The 25,759-nt window shown below is 43.2% G+C and carries 18 protein-coding genes; 8 read left to right on the top strand and 10 right to left on the bottom strand.

Going from position 1 to position 25,759, the window contains the following annotated elements:
* Nucleotides 1-58: 58 nt before the first annotated feature.
* The 3 genes from ABM313_RS00460 to ABM313_RS00470 all read right to left on the bottom strand — a co-directional run bounded on the left by ABM313_RS00460 (nt 59) and on the right by ABM313_RS00470 (nt 3,876).
* The gene (locus ABM313_RS00460; protein WP_434685744.1) at nt 59-1,255 is read right to left on the bottom strand and encodes a Coenzyme F420 hydrogenase/dehydrogenase, beta subunit C-terminal domain; all 1,197 of its coding nucleotides are present in this window, start codon (nt 1,253-1,255) and stop codon (nt 59-61) included.
* A 299-nt stretch (nt 1,256-1,554) separates the two neighbouring features.
* Nucleotides 1,555-2,637, bottom strand: coding sequence for a hybrid sensor histidine kinase/response regulator (locus ABM313_RS00465; RefSeq protein WP_434685745.1), 1,083 nt, complete (start codon nt 2,635-2,637; stop codon nt 1,555-1,557).
* Between the two features lie 141 nt (nt 2,638-2,778).
* Nucleotides 2,779-3,876 carry a hybrid sensor histidine kinase/response regulator gene (locus ABM313_RS00470; protein WP_434685747.1) on the bottom strand — a complete coding sequence of 366 codons (1,098 nt, stop codon included), beginning with the start codon at nt 3,874-3,876 and terminating at the stop codon, nt 2,779-2,781.
* Between the two features lie 426 nt (nt 3,877-4,302).
* On the opposite strand from ABM313_RS00470, the gene ABM313_RS00475 reads away from it, so the two are divergent.
* Nucleotides 4,303-5,889: a Ppx/GppA phosphatase family protein gene (locus ABM313_RS00475; RefSeq protein ID WP_434685748.1), complete on the top strand. Its 1,587-nt coding sequence runs from the start codon at nt 4,303-4,305 to the stop codon at nt 5,887-5,889.
* 46 nt (nt 5,890-5,935) lie between these two features.
* Nucleotides 5,936-7,918: a cation:proton antiporter gene (locus ABM313_RS00480; RefSeq protein WP_434685749.1), complete on the top strand. Its 1,983-nt coding sequence runs from the start codon at nt 5,936-5,938 to the stop codon at nt 7,916-7,918.
* 16 nt (nt 7,919-7,934) lie between these two features.
* On the opposite strand, the gene ABM313_RS00485 is transcribed toward ABM313_RS00480, so the two are convergent.
* From ABM313_RS00485 to ABM313_RS00500, 4 genes are all read right to left on the bottom strand, one after another.
* Nucleotides 7,935-8,249, bottom strand: coding sequence for a HigA family addiction module antitoxin (locus ABM313_RS00485; protein WP_103667168.1), 315 nt, complete (start codon nt 8,247-8,249; stop codon nt 7,935-7,937).
* Between the two features lie 36 nt (nt 8,250-8,285).
* Nucleotides 8,286-8,579 carry a type II toxin-antitoxin system RelE/ParE family toxin gene (locus tag ABM313_RS00490; RefSeq protein WP_434685750.1) on the bottom strand — a complete coding sequence of 98 codons (294 nt, stop codon included), beginning with the start codon at nt 8,577-8,579 and terminating at the stop codon, nt 8,286-8,288.
* A gap of 28 nt (nt 8,580-8,607) precedes the next feature.
* Nucleotides 8,608-8,820 carry an antitoxin TumA gene (tumA, locus tag ABM313_RS00495; protein ID WP_434685752.1) on the bottom strand — a complete coding sequence of 71 codons (213 nt, stop codon included), beginning with the start codon at nt 8,818-8,820 and terminating at the stop codon, nt 8,608-8,610.
* A gap of 77 nt (nt 8,821-8,897) precedes the next feature.
* Entirely contained in the window at nt 8,898-11,393 is a 2,496-nt protein-coding gene (locus ABM313_RS00500) for a HEAT repeat domain-containing protein (RefSeq protein WP_434685753.1), read from the bottom strand.
* Between the two features lie 55 nt (nt 11,394-11,448).
* On the opposite strand from ABM313_RS00500, the gene tnpC reads away from it, so the two are divergent.
* Nucleotides 11,449-12,867 (top strand): IS66 family transposase, encoded by a 1,419-nt coding sequence (tnpC, locus tag ABM313_RS00505; protein WP_434684214.1) that lies wholly within the window; start codon nt 11,449-11,451, stop codon nt 12,865-12,867.
* On the opposite strand, the gene ABM313_RS00510 is transcribed toward tnpC, so the two are convergent.
* The gene (locus ABM313_RS00510; protein WP_434685754.1) at nt 12,823-14,331 is read right to left on the bottom strand and encodes an NACHT domain-containing protein; all 1,509 of its coding nucleotides are present in this window, start codon (nt 14,329-14,331) and stop codon (nt 12,823-12,825) included. The genes tnpC and ABM313_RS00510 overlap by 45 nt on opposite strands.
* Nucleotides 14,332-14,462: 131 nt before the next feature.
* Between ABM313_RS00510 and ABM313_RS00515 the strand changes: the two genes are divergently transcribed.
* The 4 genes from ABM313_RS00515 (at nt 14,463) to ABM313_RS00530 (ending at nt 18,993) form a co-directional block, all read left to right on the top strand.
* Nucleotides 14,463-14,975 (top strand): pentapeptide repeat-containing protein, encoded by a 513-nt coding sequence (locus tag ABM313_RS00515; RefSeq protein WP_434685755.1) that lies wholly within the window; start codon nt 14,463-14,465, stop codon nt 14,973-14,975.
* Nucleotides 14,976-15,231: 256 nt separating this feature from the next.
* Nucleotides 15,232-16,359 (top strand): geranylgeranyl reductase family protein, encoded by a 1,128-nt coding sequence (locus ABM313_RS00520; RefSeq protein ID WP_434685756.1) that lies wholly within the window; start codon nt 15,232-15,234, stop codon nt 16,357-16,359.
* Nucleotides 16,360-16,693: 334 nt separating this feature from the next.
* The gene (locus ABM313_RS00525) at nt 16,694-17,791 is read left to right on the top strand and encodes a glycosyltransferase family 4 protein (RefSeq protein ID WP_434685757.1); all 1,098 of its coding nucleotides are present in this window, start codon (nt 16,694-16,696) and stop codon (nt 17,789-17,791) included.
* A 257-nt stretch (nt 17,792-18,048) separates the two neighbouring features.
* Nucleotides 18,049-18,993 (top strand): aldo/keto reductase, encoded by a 945-nt coding sequence (locus ABM313_RS00530; RefSeq protein ID WP_434685758.1) that lies wholly within the window; start codon nt 18,049-18,051, stop codon nt 18,991-18,993.
* Nucleotides 18,994-19,022: 29 nt separating this feature from the next.
* Here the strand turns inward: ABM313_RS00530 and ABM313_RS00535 are convergent, their stop codons facing one another.
* Complete coding sequence (locus ABM313_RS00535) at nt 19,023-20,612, bottom strand: IS5 family transposase (RefSeq protein ID WP_434683668.1); 1,590 nt, start codon at nt 20,610-20,612, stop codon at nt 19,023-19,025.
* 324 nt (nt 20,613-20,936) lie between these two features.
* Nucleotides 20,937-21,539 (bottom strand): heme-binding protein, encoded by a 603-nt coding sequence (locus ABM313_RS00540; RefSeq protein WP_434685759.1) that lies wholly within the window; start codon nt 21,537-21,539, stop codon nt 20,937-20,939.
* A gap of 222 nt (nt 21,540-21,761) precedes the next feature.
* On the opposite strand from ABM313_RS00540, the gene ABM313_RS00545 reads away from it, so the two are divergent.
* A complete protein-coding gene (locus tag ABM313_RS00545) occupies nt 21,762-25,691 on the top strand; it encodes a hydantoinase B/oxoprolinase family protein (RefSeq protein ID WP_434685760.1) in 3,930 nt (1,309 codons plus the stop codon).
* The last annotated feature ends 68 nt before the right edge of the window (nt 25,692-25,759 follow it).

Below are 25,759 nucleotides of genomic sequence, written 5' to 3' on the forward strand. Positions count from 1 at the left end.
TTGAATGGCGACGCTCCGCGCCGCCGTTCAATTCTTGGGCTTGGCGACAGCTATAAAATTACACTTTTGGTAATTGGTACTGAGCAATGATTCGCTTCGCAAATTCAGGGACGTGAGCTTCTAGCTTCTTGGGATAATTGCGGCGCACGTAGAGATAATTGCGGACAAAGTGAGAATCAATGGAGAAACGCCCATATTCCAAACCTTTTGGCCCAATTTTATTCACTACAAAACTGATGATCCAAGCTAACCAAATTGGTAAAGTCACTGCCTGATCGTATGCCGAGATACCCTGTTGCACGGCGGCACGGCGATCGCCACCAGAGATCACAGGTTGAGTCTGCAATTGATCCTTGATTAACTCCAGCATCTCTTTGCCCGTCTCATTTCGCACCACGATCCATTGCCAGCCAAAGGTTGCGCCCATATAGCCCACGACGATATCAGCGAGGGCATTGGTGTAGTCAAAGCAAGTCATGCAGGATGGGGCGAATACATCCTTAAGTTCCTTGGTATTTAGTCCAAAAAATGGCACTAACTCCGTCGAACCATCGGAATGCTTGAAATGTACATTAAAGTCCTGCATGAATTCGTAATGCACTACCGTTTCAGGCGATCGGCTAGTGGTATCGAGAAATTTCTGTAAGCCTTCTCTCGTGACGTTATCAGTACAGGGTGTCCCCAATACATACAGCTTTTCTAAGCCCAGTTCTTTCTCGACAGTTCGCAGGGCTTGAATTTGGCAGCCGACACCGATCGCCAATAATCTTTTAATTCCCGACTGCTCAATCTGTTCTAATACTGAGAGATTCGGTGAAAGAGTCGGTTTATTCACCCGTGCAGCAAGAATTTCCTCACGATTTCGGGCAATTATAGGCTGTGGCTTAAAGCGATCGCTAGCACTAGACTGCACACAGACCACACCTTCAACTAACCCTTTTTCGAGCATCTCGATCGCCAGAGTAGACACAATGCCTGTCCATTGCGCCCCTGCGATCGGTTCAGTTTTGCGGGCGGCGATCATTTCTTGATGCACGCCGAAATAAAGTTCTTTTTCATTATCAAGATCACGCGATCGACCGTGGGACTGAGTTTCGAGTTCGTCAATATGCTGCGTGATAAATGCACAAGCCTCTTTGACGTAATGAATGTAATAGGTATCACAGAGACCACACTCACTGCATAATTCTTTGGCAGGACGACGCTGTGTATCCGCAAGAGCTTTGGCTTTGCGATGGGATGGGACAACCGACATTTTGCTATTTCTGACTATAAAGAGCTAGCTAGATCATAGCTTTTTTGGGTTGTTGAGGATATCTGAGAACGCAAAGCGTTCTTCTCAGTTATAACTGATGTTACGTGGAAGGAATTACTGCGATCCTCAAGGTTGGGGGCTGGCACGGGGGCACAGCCCCTACAGTTTCTAAAATTGTACAGGTAGGGGCAATGCCCCCGTGCTTGCCCTGTCACGCTAGCAGTAGGAGATTCATCATCTGCGTTCCACGTAACATCAGTTAAAAAGAGGGGGCACAAAGCGCCCCCTTTGTCTAAGCTTTAAAAAGGAATTGAGATACAAAGACTTGTACCTACATTTTCTTGGCTTTGGATATCGATTTTACCGCCATAAAATTCCACTAAAGTCTTGGCTAGAGACAAACCTAGTCCCATACCCTGCTGTTCATAAAATTGACGCTCAAATTGAATAAATGCACCAATGCTAGCGATTTGCTGTTCATTCATGCCACGTCCATGATCTTGGATCGTAAATATCCATGTACCGTCAGTAATCTGACTACTGATAGTTACCTTGCTACCCTGTGGAGAATATTTGAAGGCATTATCGATTAACTCTTCACTGATTTTAGTTAAATCTTCGGACGAAACTGCAAGATTAATTTCGGCAAGATTTAGTTCTAGGTCATCTAGGCGATCGCATGATCTCGCCTTGCGATCGCCCAGATTGCTAATAATCATCTGGCTATTGCAGGGATAAGTCGAAGTAAACAGAGTCTGACCTTGAGATTTCATCACAATTAATCGGCTATAAAGCAAATAGTTTTGGATCAGCCGATAGAGACGCTTCGCTGACTTATGAATACCATCAGCATATTCATAAACTTCAGAAGGAAGTAGCTCTTCACTTTGCATCATCATCAATTCTGACAGCCCCATAATTCCTGAAAGAGGAGTCTGCAATTCATGGGGCAAAGATAGCGTAATGCTAGTTCGCAATGCTTCCATTTTTTCTTCGATGCGTTGGTCTATCGCCTTTTGCCTACCTAGACGCACAGCGATCGCTTCTAGCAATTCATCCTTTGTACAGGGCTTTTCTAAGTAATCATCAGCTCCTAACGCCATCCCCTTGCGAGTACTGCGTCGATCCATCATCGAGGTCAAAAACAGAAAAGGAACAGTACTTAATGCTTTATTTTGGCGCAATTGCTCGAGGACTTCATAACCGTTGAGTATTGGCATCATTACGTCACAAAGGATCAAGTCAGGATGTTTTTGGCTTGCTAGATTTACGCCTCTTTCACCATTTTCCGCAGTAATTACTTCAAATCCTTCTAACGAGAGTAGATCTTCTAAAGATTCTCGAATTAAGTCTTCATCTTCGATGACTAAGATACATGTCATGCTTTTGCCTGTTTTTATTCAGATATTACCCACTTAATGCTCTAGCTAATCAAACAGCTACTTATGAATTGATATAACGTCATAAGTTTCCTAAGCAAACTTAAGCCCAAAAATATAGTAGCGGTGCAAATTTTTGCCGCTCTATTTTGAATATTTATCTAGCAAAATTGTAAAAATTGAGCCTTTGGGTTGATTATTAGTCACTGAGATTACTCCTTGATGCGCTTCAACCATCATTTTACAGAAAGATAGTCCTAAGCCAATTTGTGAGACTCCCATTACAATATTGCCAACTTCATACTTTTCAAAGATTACTTGTTTTTGTTCAGGGCTGATGCCAATACCACAATCAATAACTTCAATCTTGATCAAATCTTGGCGATCAGGATTTTGGGGCAAAAATTCGACTCTGAGAATAATCGAACTTTGATGGGGAGAAAATTTGAGGGCATTATCTACTAAATTGGCTAATACACGCCGAATTAAGTGCATGTCGCCAGATATATAAGCTGGCTGTGAAGGAAATTCACCTAAGATTTGAATCTGCTTATTAGTGGTTATTGTTTCAAAATCTGCTATCACTAACTTGGCGATCTCGGTTATATCAAATTTAGTGTGATTGAGAATGAGCTTATTCGCTTCGATTCTACCGATGGTCAAAATGTCATCTACTAGCAAACGCATTTGCTCAATCGTTTGACCAATCTGGGCAATTCTCTTTTTAGCGCGATCGGGCAGATCCAATACTTTGAGAGAGTCACAACCCAATAAGATGCCAATTAAAGGATTACGAAGATCATGCACAATGGTCTGCATCATTTCTTCGCGTAGCATGATTGTCTGTTGGATGTGATCGTATTGCGACTTAATCCGCAACATTGAGCGAACACGGGCGCGGAGTTCAGTGCTGTTAATTGGTTTACTAATAAAATCATCGGCTCCTGCGTCAATACAACGAGCCAGATCTTCTTTATCCGATAGGGCGGTAACGATAATAATCGGAATATGCTGCCATTGGCGATCCGTCTTTAGTTTTTGACATACTTCGATGCCGTCTACGTCTGGCATCATGACATCTAGCAAAATGAGATCAGGATTAATACTTTCAAGAGAGGCGATCGCATCGGCTCCATTGTCACGATGGTGTAGCTCATACCCCTCTTTAAACAGCAAAATTTCTATTACATCAAAATTAGCTGGTTCATCATCTACAACTAAAACTACTTGTTTATTGCCCATACTGTTCATATTTGGGTCATATTGGGGTTAGGACGGCACGAATAAACATTCACAGCGTTGTGCACTCACACCCGAACCAAGAAATTTTTGGGAAGTGTTGCTCAGCAACACTTTCCAAAAATTTCTTGAGGTTCGTTTGATCGGCAATTGCTGTCACTTTGTACACTAGGTTATACCAATTCAAAAAATGTTGTCACACTTTTTTGAATTAAAAACCGAACCCAGTAAGGGTTTTAAAAACACAAAATGACTAAGCCACTTTGTGTTTTGGTATTAACTGACTATATCTTCTATTCTGACAGGTTTTCATTTACCATGACTTAAGTACTTGTACAAAATAATTTATCTAAATTTTGTAAGGTTGTACCTCGCGGGGGTGCAACCTTACAAAATTTGGGTTTGCAATTAATTTCGCGGAAACAGCCCATGACTTCAGATGTCAAAACCTTAGCGGCGATCGATGTTGGTACAAATTCCATTCATATGGTAATTGTGCAAATTCAGACATCGATCCCTAGTTTTAGTGTGATTGAGTCAGAGAAGGCAACCGTAAGGCTAGGAGAGCGTTGCGCTCAAACAGGGAATTTGACTGAAGATGCGATGAAGCGATCGCTGGAAGCTCTTAAGCGTTGTCAAGAAATCTGTCGTACCTTTAAGGTTGAAGAAATCGTGGCTGTGGCGACGAGTGCGACCCGTGAGGCTCCCAATGGTCATGATTTTATTCGCCGCATTTACGAAGAAATAGGCTTACATGTTGAAGTTATTTCAGGACAGGAGGAAGCTAGACGCATCTACTTAGGTGTCATTTCGGCGATGGAACTTAAGGATGAGCCACATCTTTTGATTGATATTGGGGGTGGTTCTACGGAGATGATCCTAGGAGATGGTCGCGATCCGATGCATCTTAGTAGCACGAAGATTGGCGCTGTTAGGTTAACGGATTTGTTTGTCAAAACTGATCCGATTTCTCAAACGGACTACGATCGCCTATTGGGTTATATTCTTGGCTCGATTGAGCGTCCCACCGATGATTTGAGATTTTTGCTTAAGAATAAACTTGAGGGCAAAACGTTAAAGGCGATCGGTACATCTGGCACAATTGAGACTCTGATATCTCTACATGCCAAGGAAAAGCTAGGGCTAGTTCCTAATCCTCTACAAGGTTATGAACTTCCCTTCACTGATCTAGAAAATATTGTCTGGCGGTTACGCCGAGCTAATTTAGAAGAACGCACGGTCATGGTTCGGCAAAAGAGAGCCGAAATTATCTTAGCAGGAGCCGTAGTTCTCTTGGAAACCATGCGCCTATTAGGAGTTCCCAAAATCATGCTCTGTCAGCGAGCCTTACGTGAAGGCTTGGTGGTGGATTGGATGATCCGTCATGGCTATATTGAGGATGGTTGGCGCTATCAAAGCACAGTTCGCGATCGCAGTATTCTCAAACTTGCTGATAAATATGGCATTGATACTAAATACGCCAAACATGTGGCGGAACATGCGCTGAGTTTATTTGATCAAACCAAGGGGATTTTCCATGAGTGGGGTGATGATGAGCGTCATCTGCTCTGGGCGGCGGCGATGCTGCATAACGCAGGACATCACGTCAGTCACGATGCTCACCACAAGCATTCCTATTATTTGATTCGCAATGGGGAGTTATTGGGATATACCGAGTCTGAGATTGAGGCGATCGCCAATCTGGCTCGCTATCACCGTAAGAGTGAACCCAAGAAAAAACATGACAATTTCCAGCGTTTAGATAGTGAGCATTTAAAGTTGTTTGTACGTCAAGCGAGTACATTTTTGCGTTTGGCGACAGCCCTTGATCGTCGGCAAATTGGCGCGATCGCTGCGATTCGGGTAGTTTGTAATCCGCGTACTCGTACTTGCTCTTTACAACTCACACCTAGGCAGACTAATGATCCCTGTACTCTAGAGCTTTGGAGTCTTGATTATAAGAAACAACCGTTTGAGTCTCAGTTTAACGTTACGCTGTCAGTGTCCTTAGAGTAGAGAGGGTTGGTGCTTAATTCCAACCCTCTTTACTGAGATTTATGTTATGGAAGGCTCTCTCTCCTTAATTATTATTATTGCGATCGCCGCAGGTATTTTTGCCCGTGCCATAGCGAATTTTTTTCGTGTGCCGAGCATTGTGTTTCTGCTGATTTTTGGTGTAGCACTGGGGGGAAATGGCTTAAATTTAGTACAGCCACGTCTATTGGGGGATGGCTTAGAGGCGATCGTTTCGATTTCTGTAGCTCTGATTTTGTTCGATGGGGGACTGAATCTGCAACTCAAAGAATTGGGTAAGGTTTCGGCTAGTTTACGCAATTTAATTACAATTGGAACCTTGATTACCCTAATTGGTGGTGGGATTGCCGCCTATTGGTTGAGTGAGTTTCCTTGGACGATCGCCTTTTTATATGCGGCTTTGGTGGTGGTGACAGGACCAACGGTAATCAATCCAATTATTGAAGAAGTGGGACTTGATCGCCGCCTTGCCACGATTCTCGAAGGGGAAGGAGTGCTAATTGATGCGATCGGGTCAGTGCTAGCCGTGGTCGTCCTTGATGTCGCTTTAAACCCGACTTCTAGCGCTTTTGCGGTGGTTAGCGATCTCGGTTTGCGGCTAGGGGTTGGCGGTGTGCTAGGGGCGATCGCAGGATGGTTATTGGGTAAATTTTTGCAACGTGCGGCTTTTCTTGCTGAAGATACTAAAAGTGCGGTGGTTGTGGCGGCAGTTTTAGGACTATTCGGCATTGCTCAAGAAATCCAAAGTGAATCGGGACTGACAGCAGTTGTCTTGATGGGGCTTGTCTTACGCGCTTCTGAAATTCCCAATAGTCGTGACTTGCTGAAATTTAAGAGTCAACTTGTAGCTCTTATAGTTTCCGTTCTATTTATTTTACTCTCGGCAAATCTTTCCATTCCTAGTATTTTTGCCCTTGGTTGGGGTGGGGTGCAGACAGTTCTCTTTTTGATGTTTATTGTCCGTCCGATTAACGTGATTGTCAGTACATGGAATAGCAGCTTCACTTGGCGACAAAAGGCTTTCTTGTCATGGTGTGCGCCGAGAGGGATTGTGGCAGCTTCGGTAGCGTCACTCTTTTCGATTTTATTAACTGAACGTGGAGTCAATGGCGGTGAATCGATTAAGGCGTTAGTTTTCCTGACGATCGCGATGACGGTGTTTTTGCAAGGACTATCCGCCAAATTGGTGGCGAAACTTCTAGGACTCAATCAGCCTGACATTTCTGGATTGGTGGTTGTTGGCAGTAATCCAATTGGAATTTTGGTGGCACGACTATTTCAATCGAATGGACAACGTGTAGCGATTATTGACACTAGTGCGGAACTTTGTAAACAAGCTGCTGAGTATGATATTCCCGCTTTTGTGAGCAATGGTTTAGATGCGAAGTCTCTGGCTGAGGCAGGGCTTGACTCGGTGGGAACCTTTGTGGCGCTGACGATTAATACCGATGTGAATATCGTGATTGCTCAACTTGCTGTCAAAGAATTTAAACCACCCAGAGTTTTTGCTGTTTATGTCAGAGAGGCGGAGAGTGATCGCAATGGTGAACCTGAAGTCCAGCAAGCTTTTAGCGCCCGTGTTCCGATTAAGACTTGGAATCAATATGTTCTACAACGGGAAGTAAGAGTTGGTGAATTTTTGCTCACCGAGGAAGAACTACAAGATCAGTTAAATCGGTTTAATACGATGTTTAATGCGGGAATATTGCTGCCATTGCTGTTTGAGCGCAAAGGTCAATTGCAAATCGTATCCGCCGATATGACATGGGAAAAAGGCGATCGCATTTTATATTTGTTATACACTCCTAAAGCTTTACCCCCTGCTCAATCCGAAGTTCTACCACCCAAAACGCTAGACATCACACCAATGGTTCTTTCGGATCTGGACATTGCCCAAAAGACTAGTGATTCTAATGGGGTTGGTTCACGCAGCAATAAAAATAATGATAGTTCTACTAGCCCCGATTATTTCTTGAAGATGGCAAAGGATATTTTAAATAGGCGATCGTAGAAGTTTTATCGATGCTTTAGCCGATCGCTAAGGTTGTTAATGGTTGAATAGTTTGCAATTCATCATTTTCTGTTTGTTGAGCGTGATATAAATCCCAACATTGTTGCAGGTTCATCCAGAAGTCTGGTGATGTGGAAAAGAATTTTGCTAGACGGAGTGCGGTGCTAGGGGTGATGCCTCGGCGGCGATTGATGATTTCATTTACTCTCTGATAAGGGACATGAATGGCATTGGCTAGTTCTTGTTGAGTTAATCCCAAAGGAATGAGAAATTCTTCTAGCAACATTTCCCCTGCGTGGGTTGGTGGGCGATGGGTTGGTATGCGTGTCATATTTTTTCCTGATATTTATACTTCTATCTTTAAACTTCAGTGATAATCTACAATTTCTACTTGATTTGCTCCTGTGCTAGTCCAGATAAAGCAAATTCGATACTGGTCGTTGATGCGAATACTATGCTGACCTTTGCGATCGCCTGCTAATGCTTCCAGTCGATTGTTGGGTGGAACGCGAATGTCGTTGAGGGTTGTTGCGGCGTTGATTTGGTCGAGTTTGCGGGTTGCAACTTTACAAATGGATGCTGGACAAACTTTTCTTGCCTCCTGAGAGTTTTTGCCATTGAAGATATCTTCAGTGCCTTGATTTTTAAATGAGACAATCATAATTTAGCATAGTAACACGGATGTCATGCTAAGTATGTATTTCCTGACGCAGGGCGAGATAGTGTTGATAGTCATTTGCCCATTCGATAAATTCAATTTCATCTGATGTTTTTCCTTGGCGATATTGATGGAAAAATTCTTCAGAGTCGAGTTTATGTTGATTTTCGTAGATGCTAAGTCTTTTGGCTACGGCGATGAAGGCATCGAGTGGGGATAGATAGGTAATGTTTCGTTTAGGCATATTTATTTCTCTTGGTATTCCTGAAAGTTTTTATCATTGGGAATCTTAAGGTAACGAGAATAGCTTCAACTAAGAGCCTAATTTTGTTTCTCCTTTTCAGCAGCTTCTAGTAATTTTTTGCTCATTTCGATGGAGATACCGAGAGGAGGACAGATAATCTTGACTAATTCGATGCCACCTGCCAAAAACATATCTCGCAGATTGGAAACCTTTTGAATTGCTTGAATAATTCTGGTAACTAGAGTTTGTTCTTCAGCTTTGTTAGTGGCTGGGGTATTTAGGTTAAGTTGTGCGAGCAATTCCTGCACTTCTTTTGTGGCTTCGGCTAGGCTTTGTTTGGGAACTTCGGTCTTTTGAACAATTTTCTGTTCGTTGACATTGCCGCCGAGGTTGGCGATATTGGCTCCACTAAAGTTTGCGCCGCTAAAATCATTTTTAATTTCTGTCATGTGTATTATGTTTCTTTGTGGGTTTGATAGGACTTTATCATTGTTGTTTTCTTCCTGCAAAGGTGTTTGGGCTATGTCGTAGTTGTAGTATTTGCATCGGGCTTGGATGGCGGTGATGACTGAGAGGGCTTGTTGGCTGGATTCTGTGGGGATGAGGGTGAGGAGATGGGGGAGTTGTTGGGTGAGGGTGGGTAAGTTGCGATCGTTTTTAGTTATATTAATCAACGCCTCTTGTACCCGCAAATGCATATCAAAACCGCCATATTTCAGAGATTGAATAAGTGATTCAATTGCTTGTTTACCGCCAATATTTTCTAATGCGCCTATTAATTTATTTTGTACATTTGAATAATTAAAATTAACATCGCGGAAGTTGAAACTCTCAATAAGATGATGAAGTGCTTTTTTACCGCCGATTTTACCCATTACCTCTGCTACGCTCTCGACAATATAAGAATTTTCATCTTTCAGCAAATCAATAAGATGTTCAACAAATTCTTCACCTCCAATTTTGCCTAATGCTTCTGCCGCAATTGCTCTAACATAAGGAAAATGTTCTTGATCTTTTAAGACTTTTATTAGAGGTTCAACCGTATTGTAAGAGCCAATTTGGCTCAATGCACACGCAACACTCTCACGAACATAGGGATCTAAATCATTAAACACTTCATCAATAAGAGGCTGAACTGCTTTTTCATTCCCAATTTCACCTAAAGCTCTTGCAGCACTTTTGCGGACATTGGGATTATTATCTTTAAGTAAATCAATAATATGTTCAATAGCTTGTTCGCTTCTAATTTCCCCTAATGCCTCTACTGCCTTACTACGAACATTAGTTTCTTGATCTTGGAGAGATTGAATGAGCGATTCAACAGATATTCTACTTCCAGTTTTACCTAAAATCTTTGCTACTTGTCCCCGAATATCAGGATTTGGGTCATTAAGCATATTAATAAGATGACAAATACCTTTGTCACTGGCAATTTTCCCTAATGCCTCAATTAGATTTCTACGAATATAATTATCATTATTTTCATCTTGGAGATTACAGATAATATCTTCAGCAGCTTGATCGTTGCCAATCTTTTCTATTGCACATATTGCCTCTCCAACAACGAGGATATTTTTATCTTTGAGTAAGTCAATTAAAGGGGCGATACATCTATTGTTACGGATTTTTCCTAATGCTTCTGCTGAATATTGACGAACTTCATAAATTGGATCGCGCAGAGATTCAATAAGAACATCAATAGATTCTTCACTACCAATTATCCCCAAAGCTTCTACTGCAAATCTGCGGACTTCATCGCTACAACTTTTTAGGACATCAATAAGATGTTTTACAACTTGATCACTTCCAATTCTAGCTAAAGCTTCTGATGCCGCTTTAGGTGCATCATCTATTTCGGCAATTAATAAATCACCAGTACTTTGACAAAATTCCCATAGGCAAGGAATATCCAATTCATCAGTAGAGACAGGATTTATAGTTTCGTCATTTGTGATTTTTCCTAGAGCCTCTACCTCGCTACTACGATTAGAATCTCGATTTCTAAGTATGTCAAAAAGAGGTTCAATAGCTCTTTCATCGCCAATCTCCCCCAATGCCTCTGCTGCTCTTCTACAAACAAACGAATCTTGATCTTGGAGAGATTGAATAAGAGGTTGAACGGCTTGCTTGTTGCCGATTTTACCAAGCACTTCTATTGATTTTATGCGAATATCAGAATCTTGATCTTCGAGGGTTTGGATCAGAGATTCAACTGCTCTATCATTGCCAATTAAGCCTAATGCTTCTATTACCTTAGTACGAACATGAGGACTTTGATCATGGAGAGATTTAAGAAGGGATTCAATAGCATTATCACTGCCAATTGAGCCTAGCACCTCTACTACTGTTATACGAATACCAAAATCTTGATCTTCGAGACATTGGATAAGAGATTCGATAGCTTTATTTGTACCAATAGCTCCTATAGCAGTTAGCGCACTCATCCACTTATCACCATCTTGCTGTTTAGAAAATTGCAAGAGGGATATGATCGTATAATCAGATTTCGTTTCTCCTAAAAGCTCAATCGCCGACCCCTGAGGTATTTCCCGTTCCTCAATTTCCCGAATCAACGTAAAGAATCAGGTAAGAAATTGACAAAAGAGTCAAAGTGGTTAAAGTAAAGGGATGAAAGAACCACCACAATATGAACGAGAAGCACTAGAAAACATGCCAGTAGGAGAACTGGTAGAAGTAATCGTGCGCCAACAAGAATGGGCACAGCAAATATATGAAGAAATAGAGAGCCTAAAAGCAGTCAACAACAGAAGTAGCAAAGACTCATCAAAACCGCCATCAAGCGACCTATTAAAACGGTCAGAGAAAAAAGTCGAAGAAATAGCAGAAGAGGAGGGTAAGAAAAAAGTAGGAGGACAATTCGGACATAAAGGAAAAACGAGAAAAGGATTTAATCGAGTAGATCGCTTTGAGACGCTCTCGCCCGAAGGCTGTCCAAATTGCGGAGGACAAGCATGGACAGAGATAGGAGTCAGCATCAGACAAACAGCAAGATTGGTAGAACAACCAATTGAAATCGTTGAATATCAGCAACAGGAATGTCAATGTAAGCACTGTGGCGCAGTGGTGTGGGGAGAATTGCCTAAAGATGTGATTGGCGAACAAGACCTAGAAGCAAGCCTACAAGGGATGTTGGTATGGTTAGGGAATTATGGACATATGAGTTATAAAAAACAGCAAGAATTGCTAAAAGAGATGGGACTAGTCGAAATCGGACTAGGAACCATCGCCGCCACCAATGAGCGAGTAGCAGACAGTATTGAAGCAAAAGTGGAAGAGCTAGCAGATTGGATTAAAGACCAACCCCAAGTTCAAGTCGATGAAACACCGTGGCTCGTCAAAGGCGTAAAAGAATGGCTATGGTCATTCAGTGGTGAAGGTTATGCGCTATATCGTGGTGCAGATACTCGTAGTCGTGCCGAACTAGAGTCAATGTTGGGAGAAAGCTATGATGGCGTATTGTGTAGTGACGACTATAGTGTGTATAACGGTTACGCCGTTGAGCGACAACAGAAATGTCTGGCTCACCTAAGACGACACTTTAAAGCACTACTTAAATTAACCCTTAAATCTCAACAAGAAATTGGGCGTATATTCATTAGGCTGATTGATGAAGCATTTGAACATCATGCGACTTGGCAAAAAAATCGTGATACTCGACCATATTTTAACTGGGCGATTGATTTTAAAAAACGAGTCAGCCAAGCTATCTCGGATTGGATGCCCAAAGTTGGCTATGCCGCAGGTAATTTATTAAAGTCCCTCAAGAAGAAATCGGCTCAATGGTGGTATTTCCTTGAAAATCCTCATGTCCCTCCTGACAATAATCGTGCCGAGCGTAATCTCAGACTTGCTGTTACCAAACGCAAAGTTTGTGGTGGCTCCCGTTCTATGGATGGTTTTCGCAATACCGCCGCTTTATTGACGGTTATTCAAACTTGTAAAGCTCAAGGTAAATCTGTCATTGATTTTTTCCGTCAAGCTTTAATTGATCCTTCTTCCATCTCTCTCATCCCTATTCTTACCTGAATTCTTACGAATCAACAACCCAACAGTCTTTTCCTGAAACTCATACTTCACCGCCCCAGCCAACCTCGCCCCCAACCGCAAATCTACCTCCAGCGCCAGCCTTACCACCCGCACCGCCTGCTCCTCACTCTCCATCAACTCCAACATCAACGCCAAAGGTTCCGTCCATTTCAAATAATTGAGATAGACTTGCTGTAATCGTTCATAGCTGATTTGTTGATTCTCTAATAGTCCTAACAACCATTCCGCAGCATAATATTCCTGAATTAATTGATGCTCAAATTCAATGAGATCATTACTAACCTGAATTAAATGATGGTTTAGTAAATCATTTAGCCATCGAATTGCACAATCATCGGGATATTCTACTTTTCCTTTCAAGAACTCAACCAAAATTCTTTCTGCTCGTTGACGTGAAATCGCTACCCGCGAATCTGTTAGATTTTCCCCAGAGATCATCTCAAATGCTAGGCACTGCAACAATCGTCCCCACCAAATCTGAGAATTTTTATATGTTGTTATGCTGCCTTTAATTTTACTTGTATAAATTTTCTCTATAAAGTCCCGAAATACCATACCCAAATTTGGTGGAATTTGTTGTGATGGGGTAAATATCCAACACAACATCCATAACAACAAAGGCGTTTGCCCAAACTCCCGCAACCGTCCCGACAACTGCCGCAACAACCTCTCCCCCTGCGTCGGCAAATACGCCATCACAAACTGCTGCATCTGCGGTTCCGTCAAAGGCTGCATCTCTAACCGCTTCCCAATCCCCAAATCCCCACCCGCACTCAACTCCCGCGTCGTAAAGATCATCGGGCAAGTTTTTTGATAAAGCTCCCGAAATTGATTTACCATGACGCGACCGCGATCCGATGGCAACTCATTCACCCCATCCACCAACAGCAACAACCGCCCCTGACGCAATAGCTGCTTAATCCCCGCCTCATCAATATCCAAGGCAGGATCGTGTTTGTGCATAAAGGCAAGAATGCGATCGCATACAGACGACTCATTCGCCTCAGAGGTCAAATACCGCAACTCCACCAACACAGGAATTTTCGCTTGCTGATCCTTTAACGCATTTTCCGCATCCTGCAACAACAACCGCGCCAAAGCCGTAGACTTCCCCGACCCCGGTCTACCCACTAGCAACACATGATCCGCCGCATACTTACAGATCCCCTCTAGTACTGGCAATCGTTCGATTTTTTCTTTTTTCTCTTCCCCTTTTTCCGTTCGACTGACGCTCACGGCGGAAGCCTTTTGACTTTCTACTTTTTCCTTTTCCACCGTCTGCACCATCAAGCCGAAATCAAAAAAAGCAGGTACAATGCGATCGCTTTCTACCCGTTGCGATTCCCGCCCCGTCGCATCCGTCAGCGTATACAAACGCCACCACTGCTGATAAGCGCTTATCAGCGATCGCAAATAATCATCAAAACAAATCTCTGCACCCATTCTGTAAATCTTTTCCTAGACTGTGGTTGCGAAATATTGACTATAAATATATCAGGACAATTTAGAAAACCTCTATAATTCAAGGCGATCGCTACTGTCACTTAAGCATAAATAATCTAGGTATTGGCAACATGACAAGGGTAAATAGCGCTGAACAATTGCTAGAGCATTACAACCAAGGTGAACGAAACTTTGAAGGCTCCAATCTAGATGGCGCTAACTTAAGTGGATTAGTTTTAAAAGAGATTAACTTGAGTAGAGCTAACCTAAGAAAAGCCGACCTTACAGGTACAGATTTAAACAAAGCAATCTTATTTCAAGCAGACCTATCAACCGCAATATTGAATCGAGTTGAACTCAGTCAAGCAAACTTAACAGGTGCAAATCTCAGTCGTTCACTAATTACTGGTGGAATTCTCAAAAAGACGATTTTGCTAAAAGCATCTTTAAATGGAGCGATTCTAATCGGGGCAAATTTGACACAGGCAAGACTTCGGCAAGCTGACTTAAGTGACACAAATTTAAGTAGTGCGGATTTGTCAGAAGCAGTAATTACAGAAGCCAAGTTTACCCAAGCAAGATATAGTATCAGCACAAATTTTCCTATTGGCTTTGATCCCGTTATTGCAGGTATGCAAATTTAGGAAAGCGAAGGGCGATCGCATCCCTAAACTGACGCATCACAATCACTCAAGTTTTTTAAGCGTCACAGGTTAAGAACCCCGACTTTTTCTAAGCAAGTAAAGTCGATTTGTAAATTTACCAAAAAAGCCGAGGATCTGTACATTGATAATTTTCTTTTGCTTACATCCTTAAGACAAAAGGCGATCGCACGTTACTTTACTTTTTAGGGGTAGAATCTAAGGGATTTTCTTGTACATTTACTAAAAAATTTTGCTTATGTACGACTGCATTGTTGTGGGAGCAGGTCCATCTGGTGGTTCAGCCTCCTATCATTTGGCAAAACGAGGACGATCGGTTTTGCTACTCGAAAAAGAGAGCCTGCCTCGCTACAAACCCTGTGGTGGTGGCGTTTCGCCTATGGTACAAGAGTGGTTTGACTTTGACTTTTCGCCAGCAGTATCTCTGACAGTCCAACAAATTCGCTACACATGGCAAATGGGTGATCCTGAACTCGTTGCCCTTGAAACCAAAGAACCCGTCTGGATGGTACGTCGAGATGTTTTTGACCATCACCTTGTGCAGCAAGCCCAAAAACTAGGCGTAGAACTTCGTGATAATACTGGCGTTACAGGGATTGAGTGGAAAAGCGATCGCTGGTTAGTCAAAACCGAAAATGATGTTTTTGAAGCCAAGTATGTAATTGCTGCTGATGGAGCAAAAGGCAGCATGGCAAAATGGTTAGGATTTAAAGAACGGAAACGCCGCATGGGAGCAGCCCTTGAAGTCGAAGCTCCCTGTCCTGCACCAGATGTTAGTGCAGCGCATTTTGATTTTGGCTCTGTTCAAAATGGATATATTTGGAACTTCCCAAAAGCTGACGGTTATTCCATCGGAGCAGGGACATTTATCGGTGGCGAAAAGCAAAATCTTAAGGAAATTGCTGCTAAATATGCCGAGGAATTTGGAATTAACGTCACTTCCATGAAGCAATTTGGACATCCCATTTGTCTATGGGATGGTCATCAACCATTGCATACTCAAAATGCGCTACTCACAGGCGAGTCAGCTTGTATTGTTGATCCATTCACGGCTGAGGGCATCCGTCCTTCGCTCTTAACTGGTATGTTTGCTGGTCAAGCGATCGATGAAGCGATCGGTGGTAATACTGATGCGCTCAAGCAATATACCCTCAGAGTCCAAGAAGAATGGGGTGAAGATATGGTATGGGCGCAACGTATTGCCAATATTTTCTATCGCATTCCTAGCTTTGGCTACAAGATGGGAGTGAAGCGTCCTAGTGCTAGTCAGCGCATGGGTAAAATTCTCTGTGGTGAGATGCGTTATCGTGATGTGGCAGGAGCCGCCATTAAGCGTCTGACTAAGGGACTAATGGGCATGAAGTAAAAGAAGAGGTGGCGTAGCCCTGCACTCAAGTGCGGGCTAAAAGCTCAAACCCGTTGAAACGGGTTGTTTAGATTCTTTAGTCTGCTTCACCAGACTTGAGCTTTTAGCCAAGAACTTGAGTTCTTGGTTTATTTGCGTAATTCCTAAAAGTACAAACTGATGTTACGTGGAACTCAGATAATGAACCTCTTGCTGTTAGCATAACAGGGCAACCACGGGGGGATTGCCCCTACCTGTAAATTTTAGATCTTGTAGGGGCTGTGCCCCCGTGCCAGCCCTAGACTTACGCTATTGCAAGAATTCCTTCCACGTAACATCAGTACAAAGTAAAAATATGACTAAAAAAAATTATCGATTGCTATTTCTATCTACTCCTGTAGGAGCATTGGGATCGGGAATCGGTGGGGGGGTGGAATTGACCTTGCAAAATGCGGCGAAAGCTCTAATTGCTAAAGGGCATGAAGTGGAAATCGTCGCGCCTGAAGGTTCCGTTACCAATGTTACCAAACTGACCCAAATTGCAGGAAATATGCAAACTTCGGCACAAACTCAAGTAGGCGCTGACATGGTTGTTCTTCCTCAAAACTCAGTTCTCGAAAATATGTGGAGCTATGCGAGGGAATCACAGGATCAGTTTGATTTGTTATTTAACTTTGCCTACGATTGGCTACCTCTGTACCTCACACCATTTTTTCGCCGCCCGATCGCCCATTGGATCAGCATGTCATCACTTTCGCCCGTAATGGATGCGATGGTATCGAAAATCTCCGCACTTTGCCCTGATGCGATCGCCGTTAATACTCGCGCCTGTGCAGATACTTTCAGTCATGGCGATCGCCTAATGATTATGGGTAAGGGGATTGATGTAACGCAATATAATTTTGTCACTAAGCCAGATAAACCAAGCCTTGCATGGGTCGGACGTATTTCTCCTGAAAAGGGTTTAGAAGATGCTGTCGAGGCAGCACAGGAGAGTGGATTCCCTTTGCATATTTTCGGATTAATTCAAGATCAGAGCTATTGGTTGGATATTCAGGCATCTTTTCCTAAAGCTGAACTTCATTATGAAGGATTTTTATCTACTGATGGTTTGCAGCAAAAACTAGGACAATGTAGTGCTTTATTAATGACTCCCCGTTGGGTTGAAGCGTTCGGGAATGCGGCGATTGAGGCGTTTGCCTGTGGTGTGCCTGTAATATCCTATCGTTCTGGAGGACTTACTGAGATCGTTCGGCATGGCAAAACAGGATTTCTTGTGGAAATGGGAAGTGTGTCTGGTTTGATTGAAGCAATTTCTAAATTAGACCAAATTGATCGCGTTACCTGTCGCCAACAACTTGAAGCGGAATATTCTTTAGAAGTATGGGGCGATCGCCTAGAAAAATGGTTTGACAGACTGATTGCAAGCTATGGCAAGACGCAAATTATCTAAAAAAAACAAGAGGATGGGGGCACGAAGCGCCGCCATCCTCTTGGTGATGATTGTTATAATTACTGATGTTACGTGGAACTCAGATAATGAACCTCTTGCTGCTAGCATAACAGGGCAACCACGGGGGGATTGCCCCTACCTTTAAATTTTAGATCTTGTAGGGGCTGTGCCCCCGTGCCAGCCCTAGCCTTACGCCATCGCAAGAATTCCTTCCACGTAACATCAGTAATTATTTAGAAAAGTTTAATCAAAGACATATGCAAACTATCAAGCTCGGCTCCAATGGTCCAACTGTAACCGCGCTAGGTGTGGGAACATGGGCATGGGGTGACACCCTGTTTTGGGCTTACGGCAAGGATTTTGGGGCAAAAGATGTAGCGGAAGCATTTCAAGCTTCTGTTGATGCAGGTATCACATTTTTTGACACTGCTGAAGTCTATGGATTGGGTGAATCAGAACGCTTAATTGGGAAGTTTTGCAAGCAAACTTCCCAGCCAGTACAGATTGCCACCAAGTATTTCCCATTACCTTGGCGTTGGCAGAGATCGGCGATCGCTGATGCTCTAACCGCCAGTCTAGAGCGTTTGCAAACAGAGCAAATTAGCCTCTATCAAATTCACTGGCCTTTAGAATTTCTACTCAAGACCAAGGACTTTATGGAAGTTCTTGCGGAGGAAGTGAAAAAAGGACGGATTCAATCGGTGGGAGTCAGCAATTATTCTGCGGATCAAATGGCACTAGCTCATCAATATCTAGCCGACAAGGGGATTCCTCTAGCGGTGAATCAAGTTCCTTACTCTTTATTAACTAGACAAATTGAGCAGAATGGAACTATTGAAAAGGCAAGACAATTGGGAGTGACGATTCTTGCCTATAGTCCCCTTGCTCAAGGTTTACTGACAGGGAAATATACGCCAGAATCTGTGAAAAATCTTCAAGGTGCGCGGCGCATTGATCCTCGCTTTAGTCCTAAGGGCTTACAAAAGTTAGAGCCTTTATTCTCAACGCTTAAAGATCTATCTGCAAAATATGATAAAACACTGGCTCAGGTTTCTTTAAATTGGCTAGTTGCTCAAGGAAATATCATTCCGATCCCTGGGGCAAAAAATGCCAATCAAGCTAAACAAAATGCTGGCGCTTTAGGTTGGTCATTAACACCTGAAGAAGTAGAACTGCTCCGCCTCAAAGCCCCAAAAATTTAGTCCTTAATTAGGGCTTGCTGAAAAAGAGACTAAGGGAAAAGTAGTGGGCAAAGAGGAAGGGGATAATACTTTGAGTGTCTACAAGGAAATTGCCAAGAAAAAGAATTAAAGTTAAAAAGGGGTTTCCAAGAAGGAAGAACAAAGAGTTGCCAGCAAAAGATAAACCAAGACAAACCGAAAAAAGCAAGCTGCTTGAGCAGCGCTTCCAAATTCATCACCAAGAAAGTGATAGCGATCGCCGTTTCCGATGTATTTGCCAACTTGGACATGACGCGATTTAGACTGAACCGTCGTTTAGCCAGTCCAAACTTACCTTCAATTTGATTGCGAACCTTAGCATCTTCGAGAGTCTGCTTGCGAATAGCCGCCAACTCATCGGGTACAGGTCTGCCCAAAGGCGGAGCCGTAATCCGAATACCGAGATTTCGACAATAGGCGCGATTGCTGCGAGTGCGGTAAATCTGGTCAACGTAAACCGCTTCAGGATAATGTCCAAAGCGAGATTTAAACAATGCTACTTGTTGCTGCAAATCCCCCGATTCATTGAAGTTATCCCAACTGAGATGGTCGAGAAAGGCATGACCATCGACACAACTAACTGAGAGTTTAGCGCCAAACTCCACAGGTGTTCCTGCCTTACCTCTGACAATCGGACGTACATGAGGTTGCGTAATACTGACGATGCGGTCATCTATGCGATGACCACCTTGCTCGTACATCCATTGTTGTTGCCGATATACTTCACTGACGACTAGCAAGTTCCGATAGAGACTCCTCTTCAATTCCGATAGCTTTGCCCCTGCGGCAATTAGAGTGTCAATATGGGCAAGATTGCGACGCACATATCCCAACTGTTGGCGCAATGCTTTGCGAATCCTTTTACGATTGGGTTGGCGTTGTTTGGCAATTTGGAGATACGCTGTCCTTGCTTCACGGCGATAGGTGCGTGGTTTCTTCGCTAATTGTTCTTTCACTTGTTGGTAAAGAGCATCAATCACTATTTCCGTTTGTTCTCTTGCTTCGTTCAACAGTTTGATGTCAGTGGGATAACGGATGTCGGATGGCGCGACTGTTGCATCTAGCAGCAATTTTCCTTGGTTTGCTGGTTCTGGTTCTTTCTGTTCCTTTTCTATATTCTGCTCTTCTAACTTCTCTTCTATCTCTTCTCTTTCTTCTTTCTTGTACTGCTTTGCTTCCTTCTCTTTTTGTCCCGACTCTTTAGGAGGCTTCACAATCCGTTCGTTGATTCTGCCCACGATCTCTAGATTCAATCGCTTGCGGAAATGTACCATCATGCTTGCTTCAAATGGGGCGTTGTCGCTGTACTCTGATAAGCCTAGGAAGTATTGTAAATATGGATTCTCACGAATTTGTTCTACTGTCTCTTCGTCACTTGTTCCTAGCTTCTCTTTGATGATCAGCGCCCCAAGTGCTATCCGAAATGGTTTTGCTGGTGCTCCTTGTCCTTCGCTAAATTGTTCTGCATATTCATTCTCAAATTCTTCCCACGGCACTAGTTCTGCTAATCTTACCCATCGATTTTCTCCTGATAGTTTGCCGCCAAATGGTAAGTAGAAGTTCTCGAATGATAGCTGTCCTGTGGGGGATTGTCGGTACATGCAATTTTATTGGTGCAAGGGTTTTTCTAGCTTTTCTTGCTTTTTCTTGCATTTTATCTGTTTTCGTTCTCCTTAGAAACCTTTGCTTGTATGCTTTTCTTGCTTTTTCAGTAAGCCCTAATTATCCATGTTATGCAGAAGGTTGTAAGACCCTCACCCATAGCCCCTCTCCCAAAGAGGGAGAGGGGGACAAAAAAAATCCAAAAGCGTCTCTTACTCCCCTTCTCTCCGCTTGGGAGAAGGGGTTGGGGGATGAGGGCAACTACGTAAGGTGAGTTAATTGTTTCAAGAAGTGCGTCGCTCCGCGACGCACTTCTTGAGGATTTATGAGCGCTTGCGAATGGGAATTTGGACTTCGCGACGTTTTAACGGAGATGGCGTATAGGGAGAGTCGTAGAGAAATTCTCGTGGTTCACCAATAATTTCATACTCTGGATGATTAGCTAACCACTGTTTTAACCTTGCAATATGTTCGGGATAACTACCATAGCTATAGGCTCCCTGTATTCCTAAACTGACAACGAGCATCGGCGGATGGTCTTCTACTTGAATATCAGGAGATATTTGCTGTGGCTTGATCTCGTTATTGTTATACAAAAAGGAAACCTTAGCTTTGCCCAGTTGCATGGGCTGATCGATAGTAGCGATCGGGTAGCGAGCTTCGACAGGAGCAGTCATCGAAATATTGTTACTACTGATATGGCGAAATAACGGGTTAAAGGAATAACTGGTAGCATCACTAAGGTTTCCTTCATAGGTATACGTACCTGAACGATAGGCAGGATATTGCTTAACTTCGATTGTGTCGTGGGGAGTGGGCGTGGGAAATCCGACGGGTAGAGGAGCAGACATAGCTTTTTTTACGGCAAAGAATGCAACAGGAAGGGCGATCGCACCAACAATGATGAGCAATGTAGAAAGTTTCATATTTCTATTGTAAGAGGTATTTCTAACTATGTATAAGCATATGGGCTTGGAGACCAAGCCCCTACCTTTACAAAAATGTAGGGATTTGGTCTCCAAATCCTCTTTAACTTAATCAAAAACCAAAAGATAAGTGTCAGTGCGAAGCACTGACACTTATCTTTTGGTTTTTGCGATAAAGCAAAGTGCTATAAATACTGATAAGTCTTGAATATGTAGATAACAATGATTGAGAATTCAGTGAAAGTGAGCCAAGACAATAATAAGTGGCAGTTCTGGATCGATCGCGGTGGCACATTTACGGATATTGTCGCGCAAAATCCTGATGGTGAAATCTTGATTCATAAACTGTTATCTGAGAATCCCGATCGCTATAGCGATGCACCGATACAGGGGATTCGCGATATTCTTGGTATCCCTCAAACTGAGCCTATTCCCATAGAACAAATTGCTGCAATCAAAATGGGAACGACAGTGGCAACTAATGCGCTCTTAGAACGCAAAGGCGATCGCACAGTTTTATTGGTTACTAAAGGCTTTAGGGATTCTTTACGCATTGGTTATCAGCATCGCCCCAATATTTTTGCGAGACATATCGTTTTGCCTGAAATGCTCTATGAGCAAGTAATCGAAATCGAAGAACGCTATAGCGCCCATGGAGAAGTTCTCCTGACCTTAAATGAGGATTTGGCGATCAGAGAATTACAAAAGGCTTATGATTTAGGAATTAGGGCTTGTGCGATCGCTTTAATGCATAGCTATCGCTATCCTCAGCATGAGCAAAAACTAGCCGAATTAGCTCAGCAAATCGGGTTCACGCAAATTTCCATATCCCATAAAATTAGTTCTCTCATTAAATTTGTGAGCCGTGGTGATACTACGGTTGTCGATGCCTATCTATCACCAATTCTCAAACGCTATGTGGATCGGGTGAGTTATCAACTTAATCAGACTCTTACCCCTAGTCTCTCTCCAGCAAAAGAAGGGGATCAGATTGCAAAATATTATCCCCTCACCCCTAGCCCCTCTCCCGCAGGAGAGGGGAATCAGACTGCTAAATTAATGTTCATGCAATCCAATGGGGGACTGACAGAAGCCGCATCTTTTCAAGGCAAAAATAGTATTCTATCGGGTCCCGCAGGGGGGATTGTTGGTGCAGTACAGACCTGTTTGCAAGCGGGGTTTGCGAAAATTATTAGCTTCGATATGGGAGGGACTTCTACAGATGTAGCTCATTATGCAGGAAGTTATGAGCGATCGCTATCTACAGAAGTCGCTGGCATCAGGCTAAGTACGCCCATGATGTCCATTCATACGGTGGCGGCCGGTGGTGGCTCCTTACTATTTTTTGATGGTGCGAGATATCGCGTTGGTCCCGAATCCGCAGGAGCTTTCCCTGGCCCGGCTTGTTATCGCAATGGTGGTAATTTAGCCGTGACCGATTGCAACGTCATGTTAGGGAAGTTACAGCCTGAGTTCTTTCCCAAAGTATTTGGCAAAGATGGAGATTTACCACTCGATCGCACAGTTGTAATTGAGAAGTTTACAGAATTAGCCCAAACCATCAGCCAAGCAACAGGACAAGCCGTTACTCCTGAAGTCGTTGCCCAAGGATTTCTAGAAATTGCGGTGGAAAAAATGGCGATGGCGATCAAAAAAATATCAGTACAGCGTGGTTACGATGTTACTGAATATGTTCTTTGTTGCTTTGGTGGTGCAGGTGGTCAGCACGCCTGCGCGATCGCCGATGTCTTAGGCATGACGCAAGTATTTATTCATCCCTACGCAGGGGTTTTATCCGCATATGGTATTGGATTAGCAGATATTCGCACTATCCGCGATCGCACAGTGGAGTCAGAACTAAATTTAGAATTACTAGCAGAATTAGCAACTATTGCTCAAGAACTAAGTGAAGATGCGAAGAAAGAACTTTTGCATGGTGACCATCCTAACGGTGATTTGCAGATAGAGACTAGCTTGAGACTACGCTATGCTGGCACAGATTCTTCCTTAACAGTGGCGATTGGAGACTTCTCGCAACATATTTTAGAATCCTTGAGAACTAGTTTTGAGGCATTGCATAAAGAGCGCTATGGTTTCATCTTTGCAGACAAAGTGCTGATGGTAGAAGCGATCACTGTAGAAGTCATTATTTCAAGGAAAAAGGAAAAAGGAAAAAGGAAAAAAGCTAACAGCCAAAAGCTAACATCTAATAGCCAGCAGCTAACAGCCAACAGCCAAAAAGTACAAGTCTATATGGCAGGCGCTTGGCGAGAAACTCCCATCTTGCGGCGAGAGGATTTGCAGGTGGGCGATCGCATTCAAGGGGCAGCGTTGATTATTGATGCGACGGGAACTAATGCGATCGAGCCTAATTGGGAAGCAGAGTTAAATGAGGATGATTGTTTGATCTTGAGAAGATCCCCCCTAGCCCCCCTTGTAAAGGGGGGAGAAGATTCTCTTCAAGTCCCCCTTTATAAGGGGGATTTAGGGGGATCTCTATTTAAAGTCGAAGACAGATCCCCCCCAGCCCCCCTTATAAAGGGGGGAGAAGATGCTCTTCAAGTCCCCCTTTATAAGGGGGATTTAGGGGGATCTCTTCCTGATCCGATTAAATTGGAAATCTTTAATAATCTTTTCCAATCGATCGCTGAACAAATGGGATTTACGCTGCAAAATACTAGTGCTAGCGTCAATATTCGCGAGAGACTAGATTTCTCCTGTGCCATCTTTGACCGTGATGGTGAACTGGTTGCTAATGCTCCGCATATTCCTGTACATCTTGGCTCAATGGGTGAAAGTGTAAAAGCTTTGATTGGCGATCGCCAAGGTAATATCCATTTTGGAGATGTCTTTGCCACGAATAATCCCTACAACGGTGGGACGCATTTACCTGATATCACCGTAATTACGCCTGTATTTATCGAATCTGAGCAGCCAATTTTCTATGTTGCCTCACGGGGACATCATGCCGATATTGGCGGGATTACCCCTGGTTCTATGCCTTCGCATAGTACGAGTATCGAAGAAGAAGGCATTCTCTTTAACAATTTTCAGCTTGTAGAAAGTGGCAAATTTTGTGAAGCAGAAACCCTTGCTTTGTTAACTTATAGTCAATACCCAGCCCGTAACCCAGCCCAAAATATTGCAGACTTGCAAGCTCAAATTGCAGCGAATGAATGTGGCGCAAAAGAACTTCAGCGTATGGTTGCTAGTTATGGTGCGTTAACTGTACAGAACTATATGCGCCATGTGCGGGACAATGCCGAGTTAGCGATTCGGAAAGCGATCGCTAATTTGGTCAAGGAAACAGGAAAAGGGGAAAAGGAAAAAGATGAACGTAAGTTTATTTATCCCATTGATAATGGAAGTCAGATTGTGGTATCGGTGAGTTTAGATGCGAACGCAAGAACAGCAAAGATTGACTTTAAAGGAACTTCGGCACAATTAGGGAATAATTTTAATGCACCTCTAGCGGTCTGCAAAGCTGTAGTTCTCTATGTATTTCGCACCCTCGTTGATGATGAGATTCCCCTTAATGCTGGTTGCCTTGTTCCGTTAGAAATTATTGTCCCTGAAGGCTCGATGCTCAATCCTGTCTATCCTGCGGCGGTAGTGGCGGGAAATGTGGAAACATCTCAAGCGATCGCCAATGCTTTGTATGGCGCATTGGGCATGATGGCAGCATCACAGGGAACGATGAATAACTTTACCTTTGGTAGCGATCGCTATCAATATTATGAAACTATTTGCGGTGGATCGGGATCTGGGATGGATTTTGATGGTACGGATGCGATCCAGACTCACATGACCAATTCCCGACTGACTGATCCTGAAATTCTGGAATGGCGATTTCCTGTACTTTTGGAGCAGTTCTCGATTCGAGAACATAGTGGCGGTAAGGGCAAGCATCAAGGCGGTAATGGTGTTATTCGACGGATTAAGTTCCTCGAACCGATGACTGCGGCGATTTTGTCGAGTAGTCGCGTTATTCCTCCCTTCGGTTTAAATGGTGGTGAGTCAGGAGCAACTGGGCGAAATTATGTGATTAGAAATGATGGCGCGATCGCTGATTTACCTAGTACAGCCACAGTGCAAATGGAGATGGGCGATACTTTTGTGATTGAGACTCCTAGTGGTGGTGGTTATGGGTAAAGAAAAAATGTTACTTAGTAACAGTTTTTCTTGGATCAGTCATAATAAAGGCGATTCCTGATTTTTGA

The sequence above is a fragment of the Pseudanabaena minima str. Chao 2107 genome, assembly GCF_051131155.1.
Classification (GTDB): domain Bacteria; phylum Cyanobacteriota; class Cyanobacteriia; order Pseudanabaenales; family Pseudanabaenaceae; genus Pseudanabaena; species Pseudanabaena minima.